Origin of the sequence: Arthrobacter agilis, assembly GCF_006494655.1 — a bacterium.
Lineage (GTDB): Bacteria > Actinomycetota > Actinomycetes > Actinomycetales > Micrococcaceae > Arthrobacter_D > Arthrobacter_D agilis.
This window is the reverse complement of the sequence record NZ_VHIM01000003.1, coordinates 37,151-59,111: the sequence shown is the minus strand read 5'-3', so window position 1 is coordinate 59,111 and position 21,961 is coordinate 37,151. Positions and strand designations below refer to the sequence as shown.

Genomic DNA, 21,961 nt, shown 5'->3' with positions numbered 1-21,961 from the left:
GGGCAGCCGGGCGGCTCACCCCGGCAGGCGGATGCCGCCGTCGTGTTCCTCCGCGAGCCCGTCGGCGAGAAGCCCCGCGAGTGCGCGGTCGAGCTGCTCCGCCGGCGCCCGGAGGCCGTGCAGGGCGCCCAGGGCGCCGGGACGGGCGGTCACGGCTGCCGCCGGGTCCATCCTCAGATCAGCGGGCGCCTCCAGGAGGAGCACCCTGGGAACGGCGCCGTCCGACTCCCGCAGGACGGCGACGATGGCTCCCCGCACCTGCCGGTCGGTTCCTGCCCAGGACTGTCCCTTGGGCACGTACTCCGGCGCCGGGCGCCCGGCCTCCACCCAGGCGCAGGCGTCCGCGACGGGGCAGTGGCCGCACACGGGATTCCTCGCCGTACAGATCACGGCGCCCAACTCCATCACGGCTGCGTTCCAGCGGACGGACAGGCCGGCGTCGTCAGGCAGGAGTGACGCGGCACGCTTCATCTCGGCTGCGGTCAGTGCCGGCGCGGGGAGGGCCGTGCCGGTGAACAGCCGTGCGTGCACGCGGCGGATGTTCGTGTCCACCACCGTCTCCCGCCTGCCGAAGGCGAAGGCCGCCACGGCTGCGGCCGTGTACGCGCCGACGCCGGGCAGGGTCAGCAGGTCGTCGTGCGTCGCAGGGACCTCCCCACCGTGTTCCTCGGTGATGGCGACCGCGGCGGCGTGCAGGCGCAGCGCCCGCCGCGGATAGCCCAGGCGTCCCCAGTGCCGGACGGCGGCACCCGGGGGCTCGGCGGCGAGGTGGGAGGGCGTGGGCCAGCGTTCCAGCCACTCCCGCCACACCGGCAGGACCCTGACCACGGGCGTCTGCTGGAGCATGATCTCGCTGACCAGGATGCCCCATGCGGAGCAGTCCTGCTCGCGCCACGGCAGGTCCCGGGCAGCCTCGGTGAACCAGTCAGTCACCCGGACATGCAGCAGATCGAGACCGTGCCGTGAGCCGGCCCGGGGGGTCGTGCGGGAGCCTGCCCCCTCTGCTCGTGCTGCGGCGCCGGTGTCCATCGCTACTCCTGTTTCTCGTCCCGAATACTCTATCGACCGGCGTGGTGCCCCGCTGAATCCTCGGCTTCCTCCCTAGCCTTGAGGGATGGCATCCACCGGACATCAGCGCGATCCCCGGGGCAGCGGCCGGCGCAGTGACGGCAGGCGGCACAGCCCGGCGGTGTACCGACGGCGTCGGTTGGCCGTGGTGATCCTGGCGCTCGTCGTCCTGGCGGCCCTCGTGCTCGGCGGCTCCGCGCTCGCCGGTGCCCTCGGAAGCGGATCCCGCGGCACGGAGGAACCTCCTGCGGAGGCCGCCGCGTCCGCCGGACCCGATGCCACACCGGCACCGTCCGCCGCGCCGGCCTCCGCCCCGGCGTCCGCGGGTGCATCCACACCCGCGCCGTCGGCTCCGGCGCCGTCGGCCGAGCCCACGCTCTCGACGTCGGTCCGCTGCGAGCCGGCCGACGTGACCGTAGAGGCCACCACCGACGAGCAGAGCTACGCGGAGGGTGAGGACCCCGTGCTCACACTGGTGCTCCGCAATGCGGGCGACGAGGCCTGCGTGCTCAACGTGGGCACATCGGAGATGGAGTTCCTGGTCACGAATGCCGACGGGCGCATCTTCTCCTCGGTCGACTGCCAGACGGCGTCCGAGGACCTGTTCCATGTTCTCGAGCCGGACGCGGAGGAGACCGCGGACTTCGGGTGGCCCCGCACGCGGAGTGTTGCCGGCTGCACTCCTGTGGAGGAGGGCGTGGGTCCGGGAACCTACATGCTCACCACCCGGCTCGGGGTCATCAACAGTTCGCCGGCAGACTTCACACTCCAGTAGGTCCAGGCGGCGTCGCCGGTCTGCTCGCCGGTCCGGACACGCGCCGGACGACTACATGAAGCGGTCGAGGAGGCTCGTCTCCGCGATCCGGGACAGTCCCTCGCGCACCGTCCGGGCACGCTGCTCACCGATGCCGTCCACTGCCATGAGGTCCTCGATGTTGGCCGCCATGAGGTTCTGCAGGCCGCCGAAGTGGTCCACGAGCCGGTTCGCGACGGCGGGAGGAACAGCCTTGATGCCCGAGAGCAGCCGGTAGCCCTTGGGCTGGATCACGGCTTCCAGGGAGTCCACGGAGGGGTTGAAGCCGAGCACGCTCGCGATGGTCCCGAGGTCGATGAGGTCCGTCGAGCTGAATCCCTGCAGGGTCGCGACGCGCTCCTCGACGGGCGCGGTGCTCGTCCCGAGGTCCATGTAGTCCCGCAGGACCATCTCGCTGCCGGGTCCCAGGCCCGTGGTCAGTTCCTCGACCTGCAGGGAGAGCAGGCGGCCGTCGACGCCGAGCTCCAGGACGTACTGCGAGATCTCCTCGGAGATGCGGCGCACCATCTCCTGGCGCTGCAGGGTCACGGCCACATCGCGGACAGTGACCATCGCCTCGATCTCCAGCGCGGACAGCGAGTTCGAGACCTGGTCCAGGCGGGCCCGGTAACGCTCCAGGGTGGCGAGGGCCTGGTTGGCGCGCGCCAGCACGGGCTCTGAACCTTCGAGGACGTGGCGCAGCCCGTCGATGTAGAGGGCGATGATCTGCATGGACTGGCTGACGCTGATCACCGGGAGGCCCGTCTGCTTGGCCACGCGCTCGGCCGTTCGATGCCGGGTGCCGGATTCCTGCGTCTCGATGGTGTGGTCCGGTACCAGCTGGACGGCTGCCCGGAGGATGCGGCCCGCGTCCTTGTCGCACACGATGGCGCCGTCCATCTTGGCGAGCTCGCGGAGCCGGGTGGGGGAGAACTCGATGCCGATGTCGAAGCCGCCCGAGCAGATGGAATCGACGGTGCGATCGAAGCCGAGGACGATCAGCGCCCCCGTGCGTCCCCGCAGGATTCGCTCAAGACCGTCGCGAAGATGGGTGCCCGGGGCTACTCTGGCGAGGGTGGCTTTGAGCGAGTCCTCCGGACTACGAACCATGGGCCTATCCTTTCGCCACCGCGCTGTTGAGTGCCCGGCACGGTCGGGCGGCCGGCATCGAGCCTCCGATGGCGGGCACAGAGCCCGCGGGAGTGCCCGCGCAGCCGAGGCTAATACTACTGGCGTGCGCGAAATCCCCGGTACAGCGTGCTGTCGCAGATCGGTAACACTCACGGAGACCGGTCAGGACCGCGTGCCCGTCAGCCGTCCGGCCTAGAACAGCAACGCCAGCGCTTCCGCCAGGGTCGAGACCTCGCGCACGGAGAAGCCCTTGGGTACAAGGCCGGTCCCGCCGGGGGACGCGGGCACGATGGCGTGGGTGAACCCGAGCCGCTCCGCCTCCTGGATGCGGCGGCCGATGCCCGGCACGGGCCGCACCTCGCCGGCGAGCCCCACCTCGCCGAACGCGATGAGCCGCGCGGGCAGGGGGTGGTCGGTCTTGGCCGACGCGATGGCGAGGGCTACGGCGAGGTCGGTCGCGGGCTCCGTCAGGCGCACGCCGCCGACCGTCGCGACATAGCTGTCGTCCTTGTGCAGGCTCACCGAGGCGCGGCTCTGCAGGACGGCCAGCAGCATGGCCACGCGTGAGCTGTCGAGTCCGCTCGTGGCGCGTCGGGGCTGCGAGTTGGCCGACTCCGCCAGGAGCGCCTGCACTTCGGCGAGCAGGGGGCGGCGCCCCTCGAGGGTCACGGTGATGCAGGTCCCCGACACCGGGTCCTTGGTACGCGAGACGAACAACCCGCTCGGATCGGCCAGGCCCTCGATCCCGCCGTCGGTCAAATCGAAGCAGCCCACCTCGTCCGTGGGACCGTAGCGGTTCTTCACGGCCCGCAGCAGCCGGAGGCGCGAGTGCCGCTCACCCTCGAACTGGCAGACGACGTCGACCAGGTGCTCGAGCAGGCGCGGGCCCGCGATGGAACCGTCCTTCGTGACGTGCCCGACCAGCAGCGTCGTCATTCCGCGCGCCTTGGCGGCGCCGATGAGGGACGCGGCCACCTCACGGACCTGGGTGACCCCGCCGGCACTGCCGTCGACGGCCGCGCTGCTGAGGGTCTGCACGGAGTCGACGATCAGCAGCGCCGGATCGAGCGTCTCCACCTGGCCCAGTGCCTGCCCGAGATCGGTCTCCGCACTCAGGTAGAGGGAATCGGCCACCGCGTCGATGCGGTCCGCCCGGAGCTTCACCTGCGCGGCCGATTCCTCCCCCGTGACGTAGAGGACGTCCTTGCCGAGACGGGCGACGCGTGCGGCGACGTCGAGCAGCAGCGTGGACTTGCCGACACCCGGTTCACCGGCGAGGAGGATCACGGCACCGGGCACCAGCCCGCCACCGAGGACGCGGTCCAGCTCGTCGATCTTCGTCGGCTGGAAGCCGGACAGGGTGGCGTCGACGTCGGCGATCCGCCGGGCGGGCGTCGTCACGGCCGTGGCCGCCGTCGTGCGCGCCACCACCTGACCCGTCTCCTCGACCGTGCCCCAGGCCTGGCATTCGCCGCAGCGGCCCACCCACTTCGCCGTGGTCCACCCGCACTCCGCGCACCGGAAGTTGGGGGTGTTGGTGCGTCCCGCGCGCGCGGCGGTGGAGGTCTTCGTGGCCATCCTGTCAGGGTACCGGCGGTCACCGACAGCGACGCCCGGAGCCCGGTCCGGGACCCGAGCCCGGTCCGACGGACGGGATGGACGACGGACGGGGCGGTGTCAGAGGCGGGGGAGGTAGTCCGCGGCGTCCTCGTGGGACAGGCCCGTTGCCTCGAGCAGATCCACCACGAGCGGGCGGAGGAGGAGCACCAGCCCTTCACCTTCGAGCCGGCTGATGCCCATCGTCTCGGGGTGCAGGTCGGTCGCGACGGCCGCGAGATCATCCCGGGCCTGCCGCAGATTGGAGCGCCGCTCGGCCGCGTCCCGCGCCGAGAGGGCCCTGCTGAGGACGTCGACGGCGTCGGCCGTGTCCTCCACGCTGCGGCCGAGGCTCTCGATCGCCTCGTCGCTCAGCGCTGCGTGGTTGATGGCGGAGGTCAGCCGCCGCGAGAACACCCGGCTGTTGCGGATGGCGAGGTCGATGGACTCGACGGCGGTCCGCAGGGTGCCCAGCTCGTCGCGATGCCGCCGGTAGGCGGGGGAGATCCGCGCCACCTCCTGCGCGGCCTTCATGCTGCCCGTCAGGCCGTCCAGCTGCGCCTGGCAGTTCCGGGCCCTGATCAGCGCGTGCCAGGCCAGGGTGGCATCGCTCTGGCGCAGGGCCGCGGCGCTCTCCCGCAGGATTCCCGAGAGTTCGCCGAGCAGTCCGCGCACGTTCGTCTTCGGCTCGCCCCGCGGATCGCGTGGCAGCAGCATCGTCACCACGAGCGCGAAGATCCCGCCCACGATCGCGTCGACGCTCCGCGTGAAGGGGCCGCCCTCCGGCGCGGGCAGCAGTACCACGAGGAGGGACTGCAGGCCGAGCTGGGTGGTGAAGATGGTCCCGCTGTCGAGGAAACGCGCCAACAGGATGGAGATGAACAGCACGACGGCGGCCTGCCACAGACCGGTGCCGAAGAACGTGAGGAGCAGATCACCGATCGAGATGCCGAGCGTGCACCCGATGGCGACTTCGAGCACCCTGCGGATGCGCGGGTCCCGGGAGAACCCGAGGGAGATCATGGAGGACGTCGCAGCGAAGAGCGGCCCGTTGTGTCCCAGGACCTGCTCGGCGAAGGCATAGGCGCCCACGGCGCACACGGTCATCTGCAGTGCCGTCACGACCGAGGTGGAGCTCCGGCGCAGGCCCGTCCGGGACCGCTTGCGCAGGAAGGCAAGGGTGCTGGTGAGTCCCTGGCGCGGCGGCATGCCCCCAGTCTAGGAGGTGCGCCGGGCGAGACCCCGGTCTCATCCGCCGGCGCGGACACGCCGCGCGGCGCAATGGACCGGCGCTGTTCACCTTGCGTTCATGTCTCTCCGCCAGTCTCGTCACCTGCACTCCCTAGCGTCGAATCTGTACGGAAACGCGTACAACTTCTCCCGAGTGCCACTCGAGCACCGAAGAAACATCCCTGGAAGGGGCAATATCTAGTGAAGGCTCTTCGCATTGGCCGTGCCGCGGCGGTCGTCTCCGTCGCAGCGCTGGCGCTGACCGCGTGCGGTTCCGACAACGCCACCGGCGAGACCCCCGCAGGCAGCGGGGCTGCCTCGACCGCCGCGGGTACCGCTGTCTCGGGAACCCTCACCGGCATCGGTGCGTCCTCGCAGAACTCGGCCATGGAAGCCTGGCGTACCGGCTTCCAGAACCTGAACTCCGACGCCATGGTCCAGTACTCGCCGGACGGATCCGGCGCAGGCCGCGAGGCCTTCCTCGCCGGTGGCGCACAGTTCGCCGGCTCCGACGCGTATCTCGACGAGGACGAGATGGAGCAGGCCATGGAGGTGTGCGGCCCCGACGGCGCCATCGACATCCCGGCCTACATCTCCCCGATCGCCATCGCCTTCAACCTCGAAGGTGTCGAGAAGATGAACCTCGACGCGCCGACCATCGCGCAGATCTTCAAGGGCGAGATCACCACCTGGAACGATCCCGCGATCGCGGACCAGAACCCGGACGCCGAGCTCCCCGACACCCCGATCACCGTGGTTCACCGCTCGGACGAGTCCGGTACCACCGAGAACTTCACCGAGTACCTCGCGGCGGCTGCTGCCGAGGACTGGACCGACGAGGCCAGCGGGACCTGGCCGGAGGCGTACCTGTCCGAGAACGCGAAGGGCACCTCCGGTGTGGTGCAGACCGTGACCGCCACCGACGGCGCCATCACCTATGCCGATGCCTCGGCGGTCGGCGAACTCGGTACGGTGAACGTCAAGGTGGGCGAGGAGTACACCGAGCTCAGCCCGGAGGCAGCGGCCCGCGCCGTCGAGGTCGCCACGCCCGTCGAGGACCGCCCCGAGATGGACATGGCACTCGAGCTCGAGCGCGACACCACCGAGTCCGGTGCGTACCCCGTGGTCCTCATCAGCTACCACATCTACTGCACCACCTATGACAGCCAGGAGACCGTGGACCTCGTGAAGGCCTTCGGTTCCTATGTCATCAGCGAGGAGGGCCAGGCCGAGGCCGAAGCCTCCACCGGCAGTGCCCCGCTCTCCGAGTCGCTGCGCGAGCAGGCCCAGATGTCGATCGACTCCATCGAGGTTGCTTCCTAGATCCGGGCATCGCGGTCCCGTCTGGTCTAATGAAGACCGGGCGGGACCGTCCGCTGTCACGGCTGGAGTACGTCCTCGCCCCGGGTAGATGTTCGGCATCGGCCCGTCGTCCCACCTGAACCTGATCGCCCGGAAGGCAGCCACGTGTCAAGCAACTTGCTGAAAACGCCGAAGGATCGCGGCCGCGCCGGTGACAAGATCTTCTCCGGAGTCTCGCTCGGGGCCGGCATCCTGATCCTTGTCATCCTGTTCAGCGTTGCCATGTTCCTCGTGGTCCAGGCCTCGCCCGTCTTCACGGCCGACCCGGAGACCGTGACGGGCGGTGAAGGTTTCGCCGCCTACATCTTCCCGATCGTCGTCGGGACCGTGATCGCGGCAGCGATCGCACTGCTCATCGCCACCCCGGTGGGGATCCTGGTGGCACTGTTCATTTCGCACTACGCGCCGCGCCGGCTGGCTCGGATCTTCGGGTACGTCGTCGACCTGCTGGCTGCCATCCCCTCCGTCATCTACGGAGCATGGGGATACCTGGTCCTGGCGCCGCAGATGTCCACCATCTTCACCTGGCTGGCGGAGAACCTCGGTTGGATACCCATCTTCGCGGGGCCGGCCAGCCAGACCGGCAAGACCATTCTCACGGCAGGCATCGTCCTCGCCGTCATGGTGATCCCGATCATCACCTCGCTCAGCCGGGAGATCTTCCTCCAGACCCCCAACCTCCACGAGGAGGCGGCGCTCGCCATGGGAGCCACCCGCTGGGAGATGGTGCGCATGGCCGTCCTGCCGTTCGCGCGGCCCGGGATCGTCAGCGCCACCATGCTGGGACTCGGGCGCGCGCTCGGTGAGACCATGGCGGTGGCGCTGGTCCTCTCACCGGGCCTGCTCTCGGCGAGCCTCATCAGCTCCGGGAACCAGACCATCGCGGCAGAGATCGCCCTGAACTTCCCCGAGGCCTTCGGCCTTCGGTTGAGCGAATTGATCGCGGCCGGCCTCGTACTCTTCGTGATCACCCTGATCGTGAACATGATCGCCCGGCTCATCATCAGCAGGAGCAAAGAATTCTCGGGAGCTAACTAATGGCAGTCGACCAGAGCATCCAGCGCCGCCAATCGCAGCTCACGCGCGGCAAGCTCCCCTCCTATGCCGTGTGGGTGGTGCTCGCAGCCGCAGTGATCCTCGGGGCCGCGCTGTCCTCGCTCATCGGCTTCAGCGTGGCGGGATGGGCTGTCATCTCGGCGATCGTCTTCGTCATCGGAGCCACGCTCGTCACGGCGGTGGCCGAGGGCGGACGCAAGGCCACGGACCGCCTCGTCACGTACCTTGTCTACGGCGCCTTCATCCTCGCGCTGATACCCCTGATCTCGGTGCTCTGGACGGTCCTCGAGCGTGGCCTTCCCGGTCTCAGCTACAACTTCTTCTTCACCTCCATGAACGGGATCACCGGTGCCATCGACAACCAGACGGTCGAGGATGGCACTCCAGTGCTCGGTGGCGCCTATCACGCCATCATCGGGACGCTCCAGATCACGTTCTGGGCCACGCTGATCTCGGTACCCATCGGGCTGCTCACCGCGGTGTACCTCGTGGAGTACGGCCAGGGGAAGAGCCTCACCAGGGCCATCACCTTCTTCGTGGACGTCATGACGGGTATCCCGTCGATCGTCGCCGGTCTCTTCGCGGCGGCACTCTTCGCGCTGCTGTTCGGGCCCGGTACCCGCATGGGTTTCGTGGCCTCGGTGGCGCTCTCGGTGCTCATGATCCCGGTCGTGGTCCGCGCCACGGAGGAGATGCTGAAGATCGTCCCCAACGAGCTACGGGAAGCCTCCTACGCCCTCGGCGTGCGTAAGTGGCGCACCATCACCCGGGTAGTCATCCCGACGGCCATCTCCGGGATCGCCTCGGGTGTGACCCTGTCCATCGCCCGCGTGATCGGCGAGACCGCGCCCATCCTGGTGACGGCCGGGTTCGCCACCTCGATCAACTGGAGTGCCTTCAGCGGGTGGATGAGTTCGCTCCCCACCTACATCTACTACCAGATCCTCACCCCGACCTCGCCCACCTCTCCTGACCCGAGTACCCAGCGCGCCTGGGCGGCAGCACTCCTGCTGATCGTCATGGTGATGATCCTGAATCTGGCCGCCCGTTTCATCGCAGGCCTGTTCGCCCCCAAGACCAGCCGCTGACCACCCGCGGTACCTACCGATAAGGAAGAAATGTCCAAGCGAATCGACGTCAAGGACCTCAACGTCTACTACAGCAAGTTCCTTGCCGTGGAGGACGTCAACATCAACATCGAGGCCCGCTCGGTCACCGCGTTCATCGGCCCGTCCGGTTGCGGCAAGTCCACGTTCCTCCGCACCCTCAACCGCATGCACGAGGTCATCCCCGGCGCACGAGTGGAGGGTGAGGTGCTCCTCGACGGCGACAACCTGTACGACTCCGCCGTGGACCCCGTGACCGTGCGCGGCCAGATCGGCATGGTGTTCCAGCGGCCCAACCCGTTCCCCACCATGTCCATCCGGGACAACGTCCTGGCCGGCGTGAAGCTCAACAACAAGCGGATCAGCAAGTCGGATGCCGATGCGCTCGTCGAGAAGTCCCTGCGCGGCGCGAACCTGTGGAACGAGGTGAAGGATCGACTGGGCCGCCCAGGATCGGGCCTCTCCGGTGGGCAGCAGCAGCGCCTCTGCATCGCGCGCGCCATCGCCGTCTCGCCGCAGGTTATCCTGATGGACGAGCCCTGCTCGGCTCTGGACCCGATCTCCACCCTGGCCATCGAGGACCTCATCAACGAGCTCAAGGCCGACTACACCGTCGTGATCGTGACGCACAACATGCAGCAGGCCGCGCGGGTGTCGGACAGGACGGCGTTCTTCAACATCGCCGGCACGGGCAAGCCCGGCAAGCTGATCGAGTACGACGACACCACCACGATCTTCAACAAGCCCTCGATGAAGGCGACCGAGGACTACGTGTCCGGTCGCTTCGGGTGACCTCGGAACGGATACGCCCCGGGTCGCACTGACGATCCTCACCGGGTACGACGGCGGCTCCCTCCAGGGGGCCGCCGTCGTCGTCTTCCCGGGGCGGCCGCGCGGCTCGGCGGGTCAGGTGCGGCCGGGCGCTCCCGCGGATTCGACGCCGCGGCTCGGCGCGTCAGCGCAAAGGGTCGCGGACGGGGTCAGAGGAGGGGGGTCAGCGCCAGGAAGAAGACACCGCCCACGACGGCCGTCGCCGGCGCGGTACCGAGCCAGATCAGCAGGATCCGGACCACGTGGGGACGCTGCACCGAGGCGAACCGCTGATTGGCACCGGCCCCGACGATGGCGGAGGTCATGGTGTGCGTGCTCGAGAGCGGCATGTGCAGCGAGATGGCGCCGATGAATAGCATGGCCGAACTCACACCCTGCGCCGTCATCCCCCGCAGCGGGTCGATGTGCACCAGCCGGTTACCGAGCGTGTGCGTGATGCGCCAGCCGCCCAGGAGCGATCCACCGGCCAGGAGGACGGCGGCCGACACCTGCACCCAGACGGGCATGTCCGACCCGCTCGCGTACCCGGCGCCCACCAGGGCCAGCAGGATCACCGCCATGGTGCGCTGACCGTCCTGCAGCCCGTGTCCGAGGGCGAAGGCGCCGGCCAGGACGGACTGCGCCATGCGGTTCCCCCGGTTCACGGCCGAGGGGGAGCCGTGCCGCAGCAGCCATGTGGCGGGGAACACCGCTGCGTAGGCCAGGGCGTAGGCGAGGACGGGCGAGAGCAGGAGCGGCAGCACGATCTGCAGGAGGAGGGTCTGGCCGGCTCCGCTCATCGCGGGACCGCTGGTGAGCTGCGACGCCCCGCCCGCGCCGATGATCCCGCCGAGCAGGGCGTGGGTGGACGACGACGGCTTGCCCCGCCACCAGGTGAGGAGGCCCCACAGGCAGGCCGCCAGCAGCGCCGCGAGCAGGATCCCCAGGCCCGTGCTCCCCGCGGGCAGGCCGATCCCCGCGTCGGTGAAGAACAGGGCCAGCGAGGTGCTCAGCAGGGCGCCCACGAGATTGAAGACGGCGGCCAGCAGGACGGCGATCGTGGGCGTGAGGGCCCTGGTGCGGACGGCCGTCGCGACGGAGTTGGAGACGTCGTGGAAGCCGTTCAGGAAGGCGAAGCCGCCCGCGAGGACGATCACCACCCCGAGGAGGAATGGCTCCACCTACGATTCCTTGACCAGGATGCTGCCCACCTGTGTGGCCACACGCCGGATGTCCTTCGTGACGTCGACCAGCTGGTTCGCCACGTCGCGATGCCGGGCGTAGACGAGGGGTTTGTGGTCGCTCAGGAGTTCCGCGCACCAGCTGCGGTGGGTGCGCTCGGCCCGACGTGCGAGGCGGAGGATCTCGATCCAGTACTCCTCGAGGTCCTCCATCGAGTTCAGCCGCTGCATGGCGACGGCGGTCAACTCCGCCTGTCGGTTGATGACCTCCAGCTGGTCCGCCGCGCGCCGGCTCAGTTTGCTCAGCTTGTAGAGCGCGATGAGTTCACCGGCTCCGTCCAGTTTCTCGATGGCTTCGTTGAGGAGGCGGGAGAGGACGTAGAGGTCCTCCCGGGGAAGCGGATTGATGAAGGACGTGCGCATGGAGGTGAGGAGGGCGAAGTGCAGGTCCGTGGACGCCGACTCGTGCTGGTGCAGTTCTTCGGAGAGGCGGTCGTACTCCTGGGTCGAGGCTCCGAGGATGGCGGACATGGTGCCGACGCCGAGCACGAGTTGCTGCGCCATGCGGGAGAGCAGTTCCAGCCCGGCGTTCTCCTGGGGGAAGAGGCGTAGTTTCACGGAGTCTTCCTCGGAGGTTCAGGTGTCAGCGGGCCGGCCGTCGTCGCGTCGGAGGTGGCTGGACAGAGTAGTGGCGTCGAACCGGGAGCGCCTCTCGGCGGAAGGCCGCTCGAAGCGGCTGAGTGTTGAAGCCCGGGGGTTCCACGGTCCGACGCCGCGTTAAGTCTTGCCCTCCCCGGAGCCGCTGTCAACAGCGGCCCGAGTGGGCGGTTCAGTCGAGCTCACCGCGCCGCCAGGACGCGGCGGCGTGCTCGAGGTCCTCCGCCGTCCTGATGAGCTGGTGCGAGTTGCGTGTCAGCTTCGACGCGTGGGGGCCGTTCGCGAGCTCGGTGTCGTCGGCGTGGTTGGCCTGGCCGAGCGCCACCACCCGGCAGAAAGCGGCGAAGCGCTCCAGCGCGACGTCGAAATCGCCGTCGAACGCGCCGGACAGGATGGTGTCGGCCATGGTCGTCATCTCGGCGGCACCCGGGGGTTCGGCGACACCGGCGACGACCTTCGACACCTGGGCCACCTCCTTGCCCGAGGCGAAGTAGGCGGCGATCCGCTCGGGGTTCTGCTGGGTGGCCGCGCGCAGCGCGTAGAGCCTCCACAGTGCACCCGGCAGCGACCGTGCGGGGCTCTCCGCCCACATCTCCGCGATGGCTTCGAGGCCCTGCTGGTCGGCGAGTTCGACGAGGCGCCGGGTCACCTCGGGATCCTCCGCGTCACGGCCGTGGTGCACCAGGGCGTGGGCCGCCATGTGGGCGGCTTCGGAGACCCGCGAGGGATCGACTCCCCCTGCGAAGACCTCGAAGTCCGCGGGAGCGAATGGCTTCGGCTTGTGGGGCCGAGGGCTGTTGTTCGTGTAGTCGCCGTCCATGGGTCGAGGATACTCCTGCACACTCTGCACGCCCCCCGACCGCGGACCGGCCACGTGCTCGGGGCCCCGGTGATTGCGATAAAGTGGGCGGGTCGTCGGTGCCCACCGCCGGATCCCGAGGATCCGCCAGTGGAGTCGACGGGGCGGGCCCTTAGCTCAGTTGGCTAGAGCAACGGACTTTTAATCCGTGGGTCGTGGGTTCGAGCCCCACAGGGCCTACCCGAGTGGGGTCCCGGACGTGTCCGGGACCCCACTGCTGTGCCCGGCGCCGCGTCCTCCACCTCAGCCGGACAGGTCGTGCACCACGAAGGCCGCCAGGAACCCGAGGGCGGCGATCAACCCGGTGAACATGTGCTGGCGTTCGAACGCCTCGGGGATCATGGTGTCGGCCACCATCGCGAGGATGGCCCCCGCCGCGATGGCCGTGATGAACGCGATCGTCCCCCCGGACGCCCCGGCGAGCAGGGAGTACCCGGCGAGGGCGGCGAGCCCGGAGGCGAGCGCTATGTCGCCCCAGAGACCGAAGACGTAGCGGGAGCTGCGCCCGGAGTTCTTCATGCCCGCCGTGCTGGACAGGCCCTCCGGGACGTTGGAGATGAAGATCGCCACGAGGACGGCGGGATTGACGGCCCCACCGGCGACGAGGCCCAGACCCAGCACCACCGACTCCGGTATGCCGTCGAGCAGTGCACCGAGTGCGATCGCATTGCCGCTGCCGGCATCGTCGGACTCCGAGGGCTGCTGCGTGCCCGACCGCTTGCGGTGCCGAGCGCCCTGCCGCGCGAGGACGGCGTTCGCCCCGACGTAGGTCACGGCTCCCACGAGGAAGCCGGAGGCGGTCGGAGCAAGGCCTCCGACGTCCTGCGCCTCGTCCACGAGCTCGAAGGCGAGAGCCGAGATGAGGACCCCGGCGCCGAACGCCATCACGAACGAGACGATGCGAGGCGGAACCCGCCACCGCCACGCGATGGCCGAGCCGACGAGAAGTGCACCGCCCGCGAGGGCTCCCCAACCGAACGCCTGCAGCCACAGAGGCACGGACCGACTCCCTTCCGGTGCCCGACGGCACGATCCGGCGCCCGGGCACGATCCGGGAACCTGCTTCAGACTGCCACGGCTCGCGGCGGGAACACAGATTAGCGGTGGTCCCGGCGCCCCCGGAGAAGCCACTTGACGCCCGCCGCTTGGCACGTCGAGGAAGGGCGGGGGCAGGCTGCCGGTACGAATTTGTTGAGCTCGAATCGTTATCCGACGGCCCGTTCTCGGGCTGCCTGCGCCGCTACGCTCGAAGGACCGGCTCACGCAGCCGCTGGTACCGCACGTCCACCGGGGGCGTGGTGGTGCCCTCGAGGAGGAGGGACCGATGCGCATCCTGGCCCGTTGCTCGGCCGGCCTGCTGGCCGCCGTCCTCCTCGTGATCACGGCACCCACAGTGGCGGCCGCTCCGGCCGACGATTCACGATCGCCCCTGTCCACTGCGAAGTCCGCCCAGCAGGACGTCCGGTTCGCCACCTACAACGCGAGCCTCAACCGGTCGGCCGAAGGCGAGCTGGTGCGTGATCTGGCCGGTCCGGGGAATGCGCAGGCGCGGGCCATCGCGGAGGTCGTCCAGATCAACCGTCCGGACGTACTCCTTCTGAACGAGTTCGACTACGCCCCCGGGAACAGGGCAGCGGATCTCTTCAGCGCCAACTACCTCGGGGTAGGCCAGAAAGGCCGGGCGCCGATCGAGTACCCCTACGTCTACACGGCGCCGTCCAACACCGGCGTGCCGAGCGGATTCGACCTGAACAACGACGGCCGGGTGGGCGGTCCCGACGACGCCCTGGGCTTCGGCACGTTCGAAGGCCAGTACGGCATGGTCGTCTACTCCAGGTATCCCATCCGGACGGAGTCCGTGCGGACCTTCCAGAACTTCCTGTGGAAGGACATGCCGGGCGCGCTGCTGCCGGACAATCCGGTCACCGGGACTCCGGGCGACTGGTACTCCGCCGATGAACTGGCCGTCCTCCCGCTCTCGAGCAAGTCCCACTGGGACATCCCGGTCAGCGTGGGTGGCAGGACGGTCCACGTCCTGGCGAGCCACCCCACGCCTCCGGTCTTCGACGGCGAGGAGGACCGCAACGGGAAGCGCAACAGCGACGAGATCCGCTTCTGGTCCGACTACGTGACAGGAGGGCCCACGGCCTCCTACGTGTACGACGACGACGGCCTGGCCGGAGGGCTCAAGCGTGGGGAGCGATTCGTCGTGATGGGCGATCAGAACAGCGATCCCCTCGACGGTGATTCGCTTCCGGGATCGATCGGGCAACTCCTGGAGAACAAGCTGATCCAGGACCCGGGACCGTCGTCGGCAGGTGCGACGGAGGCCTCGGCGCTGCAGGGGGGCGCCAATGCCGATCACCGGAGCGATCCTCGGTTCGACACGGCGGATTTCGAGGACCGGGATGCCGGCAACATCCGGGCAGACTACGTGCTGCCGTCGCGCTCGCTGCGTGTCACGGACTCCGGCGTCTTCTGGCCCCAGGCGGGAACGCCCGGCTCGGAGCTGACCGGGATCTTCCCCTTCCCCACGAGCGACCACCGGCTGGTCTTCGTGGACGTCACGGTGACCGGCGTCAGGCTGCGCTGATCCCTTGTCGCCACAGCATGGGCGGGTGTACGGTTCTTGACCATGAGGACACTTCTCTTTCAGTAGGTGGTCCGGCTCCGGCCGCGGATCACGCCATGTGTCGATGACACTCCTCCACAGGGCGCCCACTGAATCTGTCCCATCCCCAGCACGCCGCGTCGTCGATGCGCGTCCCGCTGTGCCGTGCGACCTGTTCCGTGGACCCCACAGCACGAAAGGAACACCATGACCAGTTCACCTGAAACCAGCGGGCAATCAGGCGGGAGCCCCTCCGGGGCGCCCGGCGCCTCCTCGCAGGAACAGACGAGTGCGGAAGGATCGGCAGGCACCACCGCGCCTGCTGCCGGGCAGAAGCGCCGGCTGCAGGACGATCCCCGAGCGCAGCAGGCCCTGGCGAAGAAGGGCCATGCAGCAGCCCCGACGGCAGCCTCGGGAGCCAGCCATGTGAAGGCCGCCCACGAGAGCAGCAAGCAGGGGAAGAAGGAGAAGAAAGTCCGTTGGTGACCCCTGGCGGGGCGCCGTCGCAAGGGCCGCCTGAGCCGTTGACCTGAGGCGTTAACTGGAGCTGGCTCCGAGTTCTGCGTATGGGGGAATCGCAGAAATCGGAGCCAGCAATCTCAGTATACTTCGATGAGAGACCGGAAAGTCCAATCGAAAGGTGATGATGGCCGTCACAGCCAAGGCGTTCCAGCTGTGGCGTTCCCAGATAGCACCTCAGGACACCGTGTCGGATGTCTGCAGGGTTGCGGACATCAAACGGTCCACGCTCGCACAGCAACTGGTGCGCGGGAAGGTCTCGGTGTCGACCGTCGTCGCGATCGCCCGCGGGTACGGCCTGCCGATCGTCGGCGCCCTCGCCGTCTTCGACGGCTTCGAGGACGTGCCGGACGGCGTTCGCGATCCCACCGACGCGGAGCTCGTGAGCCAGGTGTCCCACATCGATATCCTGCGGTTGCTTGTCGCCCGGAGCCGGGACGAGGAATGTGCGGGCTCTGACCTGCAGCTCGATCTCGCGCCCTTCCCGCACCGGAACTCGGTCCGGGCCTGGATCGAGGCCATCGATCCCGGAGATCTCCGGCAGCGCCTGGCAACGAGCACGGGAGTGGCGCGTCAGAATCTCTCGGCGCAGCTCACCGCGGGCAGACTGGTGCCCGAGATCGCGGTCGAGGCTGCACGCATCGCCGGTGTATCGCTGACCAGCGGACTGGTGGTCACCGGACTGCTCACGCCTGCCGAGGGCGGGTGGCCGCCGGATGGGCGGAGCCGGGCGCTCTGCGCGATGTCGGACCTGGACCTCGTCTTCCTCGCGCGTGATCGACTCGACGTGCTCGGAAAGCAGATCCGGCGGGCTGAACTCGAGGACGGCCGCGACCGGACCATCTTCGCGGCGCTGGTTCTCCTCACGGTGGCGGTGGCCCTGTCGCTGGGCCCGATCTACGAGGGAGTGGACGGCGTCCTCGGGGGCGTGAACCTGGCGAACCTCCTCCTGAGGCTCGCGCTCTACGCCGTGTTCCTCCTCCTGGGCGTCCGGATGGCTGCGGCGTTCGGGTCCTCCCTGGCCCGTCGACTGATCGTCGGACCGGTCGGCCTCGCGATCCTGGGCCTCACCGTCGCTGCGACCGTCTATTTCTTCGTGACGAGTGACCTGCCCGTCAGTGCGGTCGGCCTCCGGGAGTACAACGGGCAGGAGACGGTGCAGCACTACGCGACCGTCGGGCGCCTGTACCCGGGTTACGTCGCAGCCTGTCTGGTCCTGCCCGCGGCCGCCGCCGTCGTCGACCGCCATGCGCTTCCCATCCACCGGGTGGCCAGCGCCTTCCTGGCAGGCGGCTTCTCCCTCGTCGTGGCGTTCGTGGTGCTGCGCCTCACTCCCCTCGAGGTGACTGCCTGGGACGTGATCCTCCCGTTCTCGGCCATCCTGATGACGGTGCTCGGGCTGAGCCTGATCTGGCTCAGCCACGTGCTCGGCCGACGCACCAGCCGTCGTGCCAACAATCTGGCGTGACATGAGTGCCGTCGCAGTGCCGGGGCGCAAGGAAAAGTGACTCAATCGTGTCCTACCGGCGTTCACGTTTTCATGACCATATGCAAAAATAATGATTATGTAACTGCCGCTGTCCGTGGGGGGACAGCGGATCGTTGCACGGCAGGTCGGTGCGTCCATTAGAACGGGTGGACTCGCCTGCCTGCTCCCAAGCGCTGGGGACGCCAGAAGGGCACCATCCGCCGTCATGCGGCGGATGGTGCCCTTCGTGGTTGGTGCGCCTATTCGGCGTCGTGGTCCGTCTCGATGATCCGGGCCAGGGCCTCCAGCGCCTCATCCGCGCCGTCGCCCTCGGCGCGGAGGACGACGACGTCCCCGTGCGAGGCGCCCAGGCTCATGAGCGAGAGGATGCTCGAGGCGTCCATCGCCTCCTCTGCCGGCTCGCCGTCCATGGCGATCGTCACCTCGAGGGGCAGGTCACCCGCGGCCTCGGCGAAGATCGATGCCGGGCGGGCGTGCAGTCCCACGCGACTAGCCACTGTTGCCTTGCGTTCTGCCATGATGTGCTCCTTGTTCGTGGGGTGGTATCCAGTACAGCCAACCGGACTGGGGGTCAGGCTGCAACCGGCTCGGCGACCGGGGCGGCCTTCTTGCTCGTTGCGTAGCGCTTCAGACCGATCACAGCGAGGGCCGAGATGATGGTTCCGACGATGATCGCGAGGACGAACATCACCACGTTGCCGATGGCGAAGAAGACGAAGATCCCGCCGTGGGGAGCCTGCGAGGTCACACCCGTTCCCATGACGATGGCACCCGTGACGGCCGAGCCGAGCAGTGAGGCCGGGATGACACGCAGGGGGTCGGCGGCCGCGAACGGGATGGCACCCTCGGAGATGAAGGCGGCGCCCAGCAGCCAGGCCGCCTTGCCGTTCTCGCGTTCGGCGACGGTGAAGCGGCGGCGGTCCAGCACGGTGGCGAGCGCCATCGCCAGGGGCGGAACCATGCCCGCGGCCATCACGGCAGCCATGATCTGCCACGGTGCCTGGTTGTCGATCGATCCCGTACCGAGACCGGCGACCGCGAAGGAGTAGGCCACCTTGTTGACGGGGCCGCCGAGGTCCACGGCCATCATGAGCCCGAGGATGACGCCGAGGCCGACGGCGGCCGTGCCCGTGAGGCCGGAGAGCCAGGTGTTCAGCCCGGCCGTGATGGCTGCGATGGGACCGCCGAGAAGGAGGAACATGAGACCCGACGCGACGATCGAGGCGAGGAGCGGGATGATGACCACGGGCATCAGGCTCCGCAGCCATCGTGGGACCGCCAGGCGGCCGATCATCATGGCCACATAGCCGGCGAGCAGGCCACCGACGATACCGCCGAGGAATCCGGCGCCCATGAAGCCTGCCACGGCGCCGGCGACGAAACCGGGCGCGATCCCCGGCCGGTCGGCCAGGGCGTAGGCGATGTAGCCGGCCAGGGCCGGGACGAGGAAGCCGAGCGACAGTTGGCCGATCTTGAAGGCGACGGCCCCGAGATAGGTGGCCAGACCGCCGTCGGGCAGGTTGGCGAGGCTGTTGTCGAGGACGACCGCGTCCGCCGTCTCGGTGATGAGGTATCCGCCGAGGAGGAATCCGAGGGCGATGAGGAGGCCACCGCCTGCGACGAACGGGATCATGTAGCTCACGCCCGTGAGCAGGGCCCGCTTCAGGGTGCTGCCGATGCTGTCCCTGCCGCCGTCGTCGTCCGCCTGCTGGTCACCGGCGGTGCCTGCGACGCGGCGGGCGTTCGGGTTACCGGCGGCAGCCACGGCTTCCTCGACCATCTCGCCGGGCTCGTCGATGCCCCGCTTCACGGGGGAGGAGATGACGGGGAGGCCGGCGAAGCGCTGCTTGTCGCGGACATCGACGTCGACGGCGAAGATCACGGCGTCGGCCGCCGCGATGACCGCTGGGTCCAGGGGTGTGGCGCCGGAGGAGCCCTGGGTCTCGACCTGGAGGTCGATGCCGCGCTCCTTCGCGGCCGCGACCAGGGAGTCGGCGGCCATGTAGGTGTGGGCGATACCGGTGGGGCACGCCGTGACGGCCACGAGTCGGCGGACCTCGCCGCCGCCGGTCGCGCTGCGCTCCACGGCAGGGCCCCTCGTGTCCGCCCCGGCCGGGGAGGTCTCGAGCGTGGCTGCCGCTTCGGCGGCACGGGCGTCCTCACCCGACGCAGCCCCGGAAGCCCCGGAAGCACCGGCGGTATGGGCCCCGGCGCCGACGGGGGCCGTTGCGGGCGAATCCCCGATCCCGAGTGCCCCGTTGACGAGCGCGACGACGTCGGCCGGGGACTGCGCGGCACGCAGGGACGCGGTGAAGTCCTTCCTGATGAGGGACCGTGCGAGCTTGGACAGGAGCTTCAGGTGCTCCTGGTCGGCGCCGTCGGGGGCGGCGATGAAGAAGACGAGGTCGGCGGGGCCGTCCTTGGCGCCGAAGTCGACGGCGGGCGACAGGCGGGCCATGGCCAGCGTCGCCTCGGAGACGGCCTTCGAACGGCAGTGGGGGATGGCGATGCCACCCGGAACTCCCGTGGACGTCTTCTCCTCGCGAGCGAGGGCGTCGGCGTACAGGCTGTCCACCTCGGTGGAGCGGCCCTGCGCGGCGACCTGCTCCGCGAGGAAGCGGATCACGGAGGAGCGTTCGCTCCCCAGGTCCCGGTCCAGAGCGACGAGCTCCGGAGTGATGAGATCGGACATCAGAATTCCTCCTGTGCTTGCGGTCCGGCGGATCCGGCAGCGCTTGGTTCGATCACGGGCAGCGTGACCATGAGGGGAGTGACCGCGACGGCGGCCGGCGTTGTCTGGTCGAGCGATGGAACGGTGGAACCGGGAAGGGCTGCTGCCGCCGACCCGTGGGCAACAGCCTGGCGCAGGCAGTTCTCCGGGAGTTCGCCTGCACTGTGCGCCAGCAGGTAGCCGGCCAGCGCGGAATCTCCCGCGCCGACCGTCGAGCGTGCCGTGACCGGAGGGTGCACGGCGTGCCATGCCCCCGCGTTGGTCACGAGGAGGGCGCCCTTCGAGCCGAGGGTCGCCAGGACCGCCCCGACCCCTGCGGTGATGAGCACCGCGCAGGCCTTGGCCGCCAGTTCGTGGTCCTGCTCCAGCTCGTCGCCGGAACCGATGCCTGTCAGTTCGCTGAGTTCCTCGGCGTTGGGCTTGAGCAGGTCGGGAGCAGGGAATCCGGCGGCGGCTTCGATGAGTGGCTCTCCGGAGGAGTCGATCGCGATGAGGGGGGCGGAGAGTCCGTGGGCGTTCCGGACCGCAGCGGTCACCGTCGTGTAGAACGTCGACGGCACCCCCGGAGGGAGCGAACCCGCGAGCACGAGCCAGTCCGCGCCGTCGCTCTCCGCCACCACGACGGCGAGCAGCTCGTCCAGCTGGGCCGGCGAGAGCACGGGTCCGGGTTCGTTGATCTTCGTCGTGGTGCCGTCGGGTTCGGTGATCGCCGTGTTGGTGCGCAGACCCGCCCGGATGGGCAGGTTGCGGAACGGGACCGAGGCGCTCCGGAGGCCCGTGAGTACGGGGTCGTCGTCGTCGCCCGGGAGGATGGCGAGCGTGCGCGTGCCCGACATCGCGAGCGACCGGCTGACGTTGACGCCCTTGCCGCCTGCCTCCTGCACCACGCGGACAGCACGCTGGACGGCGCCCCGGGCGAGAGGGCTGGTCAGTTCGACGGTGCGGTCGATACTGGGATTGGCCGTGAGTGTCAGGATCACGCGACGATCACCTCCACGCCGGCGTCGAAGAGTGCATCCACGAGGGGACCCCGGGGTGCCTGGTCTGTGATGAGTACATCGATGTCCTCCAGGTGGGCGAAGCTGACGAGTGTCTCCTCGTCGAATTTGGATGAGTGCGTGAGAAGGGCCACACGACGCCCGGAATGGACGATCGCCGTCTTGACGGCGGCCTCGTCCACGTCCGGGGTGCTCAGGCCGAAGTCTGCGCCGAGCCCGTTCACGCCGAGGAAGGCCACGTCCGCACGAAGCCGCGCGTAGTGGGCCACCGTGCTGCTGCCCACGGCAGCACTGGTCAGGGCGCGGACCCGGCCTCCCACGAGGTCCACGCTCAGGCCTGCCCCGGAGATCATCGCGGCGATCGGCACGGAGTGGGTGATGACCGAGAGGTCCTGCCGGGCCTCCTGCACGAGGAGTTCGGCCAGGGCGCCGGTGGTGCTTCCCGCATCGAGGACGACGGCGCCGGAGTCGGGTACCAGCGAGAGCGCGGCGTGGGCGATGCGCTTCTTCTCGTCGGCGTGGCGGGAGGAGCGGCTGGTGAGGCTGGACTCGGTCGTCGTGGCGCCGCTCCCGGCGATGGCGCCGCCGTGGACGCGGCGCAGGACGCCGTCGGTCTCGAGCAGGGCGAGATCCCGCCGGACCGTCTCCTTGGTGATGCCGAAACGGGAGGAGAGGCCGGCCACGGTGACACGGCCGTCGGTGGTGACGAGGCTGCTGATCTGCCGGTAGCGCTCTTCCGCGAACATGGTCGACTCCGTTGTCCT

The 21,961-nt window shown here is 69.2% G+C and carries 20 protein-coding genes and 1 tRNA gene; 9 read left to right on the top strand and 12 right to left on the bottom strand.

The window, feature by feature from the left end; translation table 11 throughout:
• Positions 1–15: 15 nt before the first annotated feature.
• The gene (locus FJV46_RS05095) at positions 16–1,029 is read right to left on the bottom strand and encodes an iron-sulfur binding domain-containing protein (protein WP_087029254.1); all 1,014 of its coding nucleotides are present in this window, start codon (positions 1,027–1,029) and stop codon (positions 16–18) included.
• 85 nt (positions 1,030–1,114) lie between these two features.
• Here FJV46_RS05095 and FJV46_RS05090 point away from each other — a divergent pair, with 85 nt between their 5' ends.
• Positions 1,115–1,843, top strand: coding sequence for a DUF4232 domain-containing protein (locus FJV46_RS05090; RefSeq protein WP_126130538.1), 729 nt, complete (start codon positions 1,115–1,117; stop codon positions 1,841–1,843).
• 51 nt (positions 1,844–1,894) lie between these two features.
• Here FJV46_RS05090 and disA read toward each other — a convergent pair whose 3' ends face one another.
• From disA to FJV46_RS05075, 3 genes are all read right to left on the bottom strand, one after another.
• Positions 1,895–2,971 carry a DNA integrity scanning diadenylate cyclase DisA gene (gene disA, locus FJV46_RS05085; RefSeq protein ID WP_087029258.1) on the bottom strand — a complete coding sequence of 359 codons (1,077 nt, stop codon included), beginning with the start codon at positions 2,969–2,971 and terminating at the stop codon, positions 1,895–1,897.
• Between the two features lie 213 nt (positions 2,972–3,184).
• Positions 3,185–4,570: a DNA repair protein RadA gene (gene radA, locus FJV46_RS05080; RefSeq protein WP_087029260.1), complete on the bottom strand. Its 1,386-nt coding sequence runs from the start codon at positions 4,568–4,570 to the stop codon at positions 3,185–3,187.
• A 99-nt stretch (positions 4,571–4,669) separates the two neighbouring features.
• Entirely contained in the window at positions 4,670–5,797 is a 1,128-nt protein-coding gene (locus tag FJV46_RS05075; RefSeq protein WP_087029262.1) for an FUSC family protein, read from the bottom strand.
• 222 nt (positions 5,798–6,019) lie between these two features.
• Between FJV46_RS05075 and pstS the strand changes: the two genes are divergently transcribed.
• The 4 genes from pstS (at position 6,020) to pstB (ending at position 10,134) form a co-directional block, all read left to right on the top strand.
• Positions 6,020–7,141, top strand: coding sequence for a phosphate ABC transporter substrate-binding protein PstS (gene pstS, locus FJV46_RS05070; RefSeq protein ID WP_087029263.1), 1,122 nt, complete (start codon positions 6,020–6,022; stop codon positions 7,139–7,141).
• A 144-nt stretch (positions 7,142–7,285) separates the two neighbouring features.
• Complete coding sequence (pstC, locus tag FJV46_RS05065; RefSeq protein ID WP_087029266.1) at positions 7,286–8,218, top strand: phosphate ABC transporter permease subunit PstC; 933 nt, start codon at positions 7,286–7,288, stop codon at positions 8,216–8,218.
• Positions 8,218–9,324 carry a phosphate ABC transporter permease PstA gene (gene pstA, locus FJV46_RS05060; protein ID WP_087029267.1) on the top strand — a complete coding sequence of 369 codons (1,107 nt, stop codon included), beginning with the start codon at positions 8,218–8,220 and terminating at the stop codon, positions 9,322–9,324. Before pstC ends, pstA begins: the two co-directional genes overlap by 1 nt.
• Positions 9,325–9,354: 30 nt before the next feature.
• Positions 9,355–10,134 (top strand): phosphate ABC transporter ATP-binding protein PstB, encoded by a 780-nt coding sequence (pstB, locus tag FJV46_RS05055; protein ID WP_087029269.1) that lies wholly within the window; start codon positions 9,355–9,357, stop codon positions 10,132–10,134.
• 188 nt (positions 10,135–10,322) lie between these two features.
• Here pstB and FJV46_RS05050 read toward each other — a convergent pair whose 3' ends face one another.
• The 3 genes from FJV46_RS05050 to FJV46_RS05040 all read right to left on the bottom strand — a co-directional run bounded on the left by FJV46_RS05050 (position 10,323) and on the right by FJV46_RS05040 (position 12,810).
• Complete coding sequence (locus FJV46_RS05050) at positions 10,323–11,333, bottom strand: inorganic phosphate transporter (protein ID WP_087029271.1); 1,011 nt, start codon at positions 11,331–11,333, stop codon at positions 10,323–10,325.
• Positions 11,334–11,951, bottom strand: coding sequence for a DUF47 domain-containing protein (locus tag FJV46_RS05045; RefSeq protein ID WP_087029273.1), 618 nt, complete (start codon positions 11,949–11,951; stop codon positions 11,334–11,336). It lies immediately after the preceding gene.
• Between the two features lie 211 nt (positions 11,952–12,162).
• On the bottom strand, positions 12,163–12,810 hold the full coding sequence (locus FJV46_RS05040; RefSeq protein ID WP_087029274.1) for a hypothetical protein: 648 nt from the start codon (positions 12,808–12,810) through the stop codon (positions 12,163–12,165).
• A 145-nt stretch (positions 12,811–12,955) separates the two neighbouring features.
• Here FJV46_RS05040 and FJV46_RS05035 point away from each other — a divergent pair.
• Positions 12,956–13,029: transfer RNA gene (locus tag FJV46_RS05035), tRNA-Lys, on the top strand.
• A gap of 63 nt (positions 13,030–13,092) precedes the next feature.
• On the opposite strand, the gene FJV46_RS05030 is transcribed toward FJV46_RS05035, so the two are convergent.
• Complete coding sequence (locus FJV46_RS05030) at positions 13,093–13,848, bottom strand: ZIP family metal transporter (RefSeq protein WP_087029276.1); 756 nt, start codon at positions 13,846–13,848, stop codon at positions 13,093–13,095.
• A gap of 325 nt (positions 13,849–14,173) precedes the next feature.
• Between FJV46_RS05030 and FJV46_RS05025 the strand changes: the two genes are divergently transcribed.
• The 3 genes from FJV46_RS05025 to FJV46_RS15740 all read left to right on the top strand — a co-directional run bounded on the left by FJV46_RS05025 (position 14,174) and on the right by FJV46_RS15740 (position 17,447).
• The gene (locus FJV46_RS05025) at positions 14,174–15,442 is read left to right on the top strand and encodes an endonuclease/exonuclease/phosphatase family protein (protein WP_087029278.1); all 1,269 of its coding nucleotides are present in this window, start codon (positions 14,174–14,176) and stop codon (positions 15,440–15,442) included.
• Positions 15,443–15,667: 225 nt separating this feature from the next.
• Positions 15,668–15,946, top strand: a complete 279-nt coding sequence (locus tag FJV46_RS05020) for a hypothetical protein (RefSeq protein WP_087029280.1) — start codon at positions 15,668–15,670, stop codon at positions 15,944–15,946.
• A gap of 160 nt (positions 15,947–16,106) precedes the next feature.
• Positions 16,107–17,447, top strand: coding sequence for a hypothetical protein (locus tag FJV46_RS15740; protein WP_306298287.1), 1,341 nt, complete (start codon positions 16,107–16,109; stop codon positions 17,445–17,447).
• A gap of 260 nt (positions 17,448–17,707) precedes the next feature.
• Here the strand turns inward: FJV46_RS15740 and FJV46_RS05010 are convergent, their stop codons facing one another.
• From FJV46_RS05010 to FJV46_RS04995, 4 genes are read right to left on the bottom strand one after another with little or no spacing between them, the layout of a single operon-like run.
• The gene (locus FJV46_RS05010) at positions 17,708–17,986 is read right to left on the bottom strand and encodes an HPr family phosphocarrier protein (RefSeq protein WP_087029281.1); all 279 of its coding nucleotides are present in this window, start codon (positions 17,984–17,986) and stop codon (positions 17,708–17,710) included.
• A gap of 53 nt (positions 17,987–18,039) precedes the next feature.
• Entirely contained in the window at positions 18,040–20,160 is a 2,121-nt protein-coding gene (locus FJV46_RS05005) for a PTS fructose transporter subunit IIABC (RefSeq protein WP_087029283.1), read from the bottom strand.
• Complete coding sequence (locus FJV46_RS05000; RefSeq protein WP_087029285.1) at positions 20,160–21,179, bottom strand: 1-phosphofructokinase family hexose kinase; 1,020 nt, start codon at positions 21,177–21,179, stop codon at positions 20,160–20,162. Before FJV46_RS05000 ends, FJV46_RS05005 begins: the two co-directional genes overlap by 1 nt.
• Positions 21,176–21,943 carry a DeoR/GlpR family DNA-binding transcription regulator gene (locus FJV46_RS04995; protein ID WP_087029286.1) on the bottom strand — a complete coding sequence of 256 codons (768 nt, stop codon included), beginning with the start codon at positions 21,941–21,943 and terminating at the stop codon, positions 21,176–21,178. Before FJV46_RS04995 ends, FJV46_RS05000 begins: the two co-directional genes overlap by 4 nt.
• Between the last annotated feature and the right edge of the window lie 18 nt (positions 21,944–21,961).

Excerpts from the sequence above, each read along its gene's own strand:
- FJV46_RS15740 (WP_306298287.1), top strand. The coding sequence starts at position 16,107 with ATGGCCGTCACAGCCAAGGCGTTCCAGCTGTGGCGTTCCCAGATAGCA.
- FJV46_RS05090 (WP_126130538.1), top strand. The coding sequence starts at position 1,115 with ATGGCATCCACCGGACATCAGCGCGATCCCCGGGGCAGCGGCCGGCGC.
- FJV46_RS05005 (WP_087029283.1), bottom strand. The coding sequence starts at position 20,160 with ATGTCCGATCTCATCACTCCGGAGCTCGTCGCTCTGGACCGGGACCTG.
- disA (WP_087029258.1), bottom strand. The coding sequence starts at position 2,971 with ATGGTTCGTAGTCCGGAGGACTCGCTCAAAGCCACCCTCGCCAGAGTA.
- FJV46_RS05095 (WP_087029254.1), bottom strand. The coding sequence starts at position 1,029 with ATGGACACCGGCGCCGCAGCACGAGCAGAGGGGGCAGGCTCCCGCACG.
- pstB (WP_087029269.1), top strand. The coding sequence starts at position 9,355 with ATGTCCAAGCGAATCGACGTCAAGGACCTCAACGTCTACTACAGCAAG.
- FJV46_RS05040 (WP_087029274.1), bottom strand. The coding sequence starts at position 12,810 with ATGGACGGCGACTACACGAACAACAGCCCTCGGCCCCACAAGCCGAAG.
- FJV46_RS04995 (WP_087029286.1), bottom strand. The coding sequence starts at position 21,943 with ATGTTCGCGGAAGAGCGCTACCGGCAGATCAGCAGCCTCGTCACCACC.
- FJV46_RS05010 (WP_087029281.1), bottom strand. The coding sequence starts at position 17,986 with ATGGCAGAACGCAAGGCAACAGTGGCTAGTCGCGTGGGACTGCACGCC.
- pstA (WP_087029267.1), top strand. The coding sequence starts at position 8,218 with ATGGCAGTCGACCAGAGCATCCAGCGCCGCCAATCGCAGCTCACGCGC.
- FJV46_RS05025 (WP_087029278.1), top strand. The coding sequence starts at position 14,174 with ATGCGCATCCTGGCCCGTTGCTCGGCCGGCCTGCTGGCCGCCGTCCTC.
- radA (WP_087029260.1), bottom strand. The coding sequence starts at position 4,570 with ATGGCCACGAAGACCTCCACCGCCGCGCGCGCGGGACGCACCAACACC.
- FJV46_RS05075 (WP_087029262.1), bottom strand. The coding sequence starts at position 5,797 with ATGCCGCCGCGCCAGGGACTCACCAGCACCCTTGCCTTCCTGCGCAAG.
- FJV46_RS05020 (WP_087029280.1), top strand. The coding sequence starts at position 15,668 with ATGACCAGTTCACCTGAAACCAGCGGGCAATCAGGCGGGAGCCCCTCC.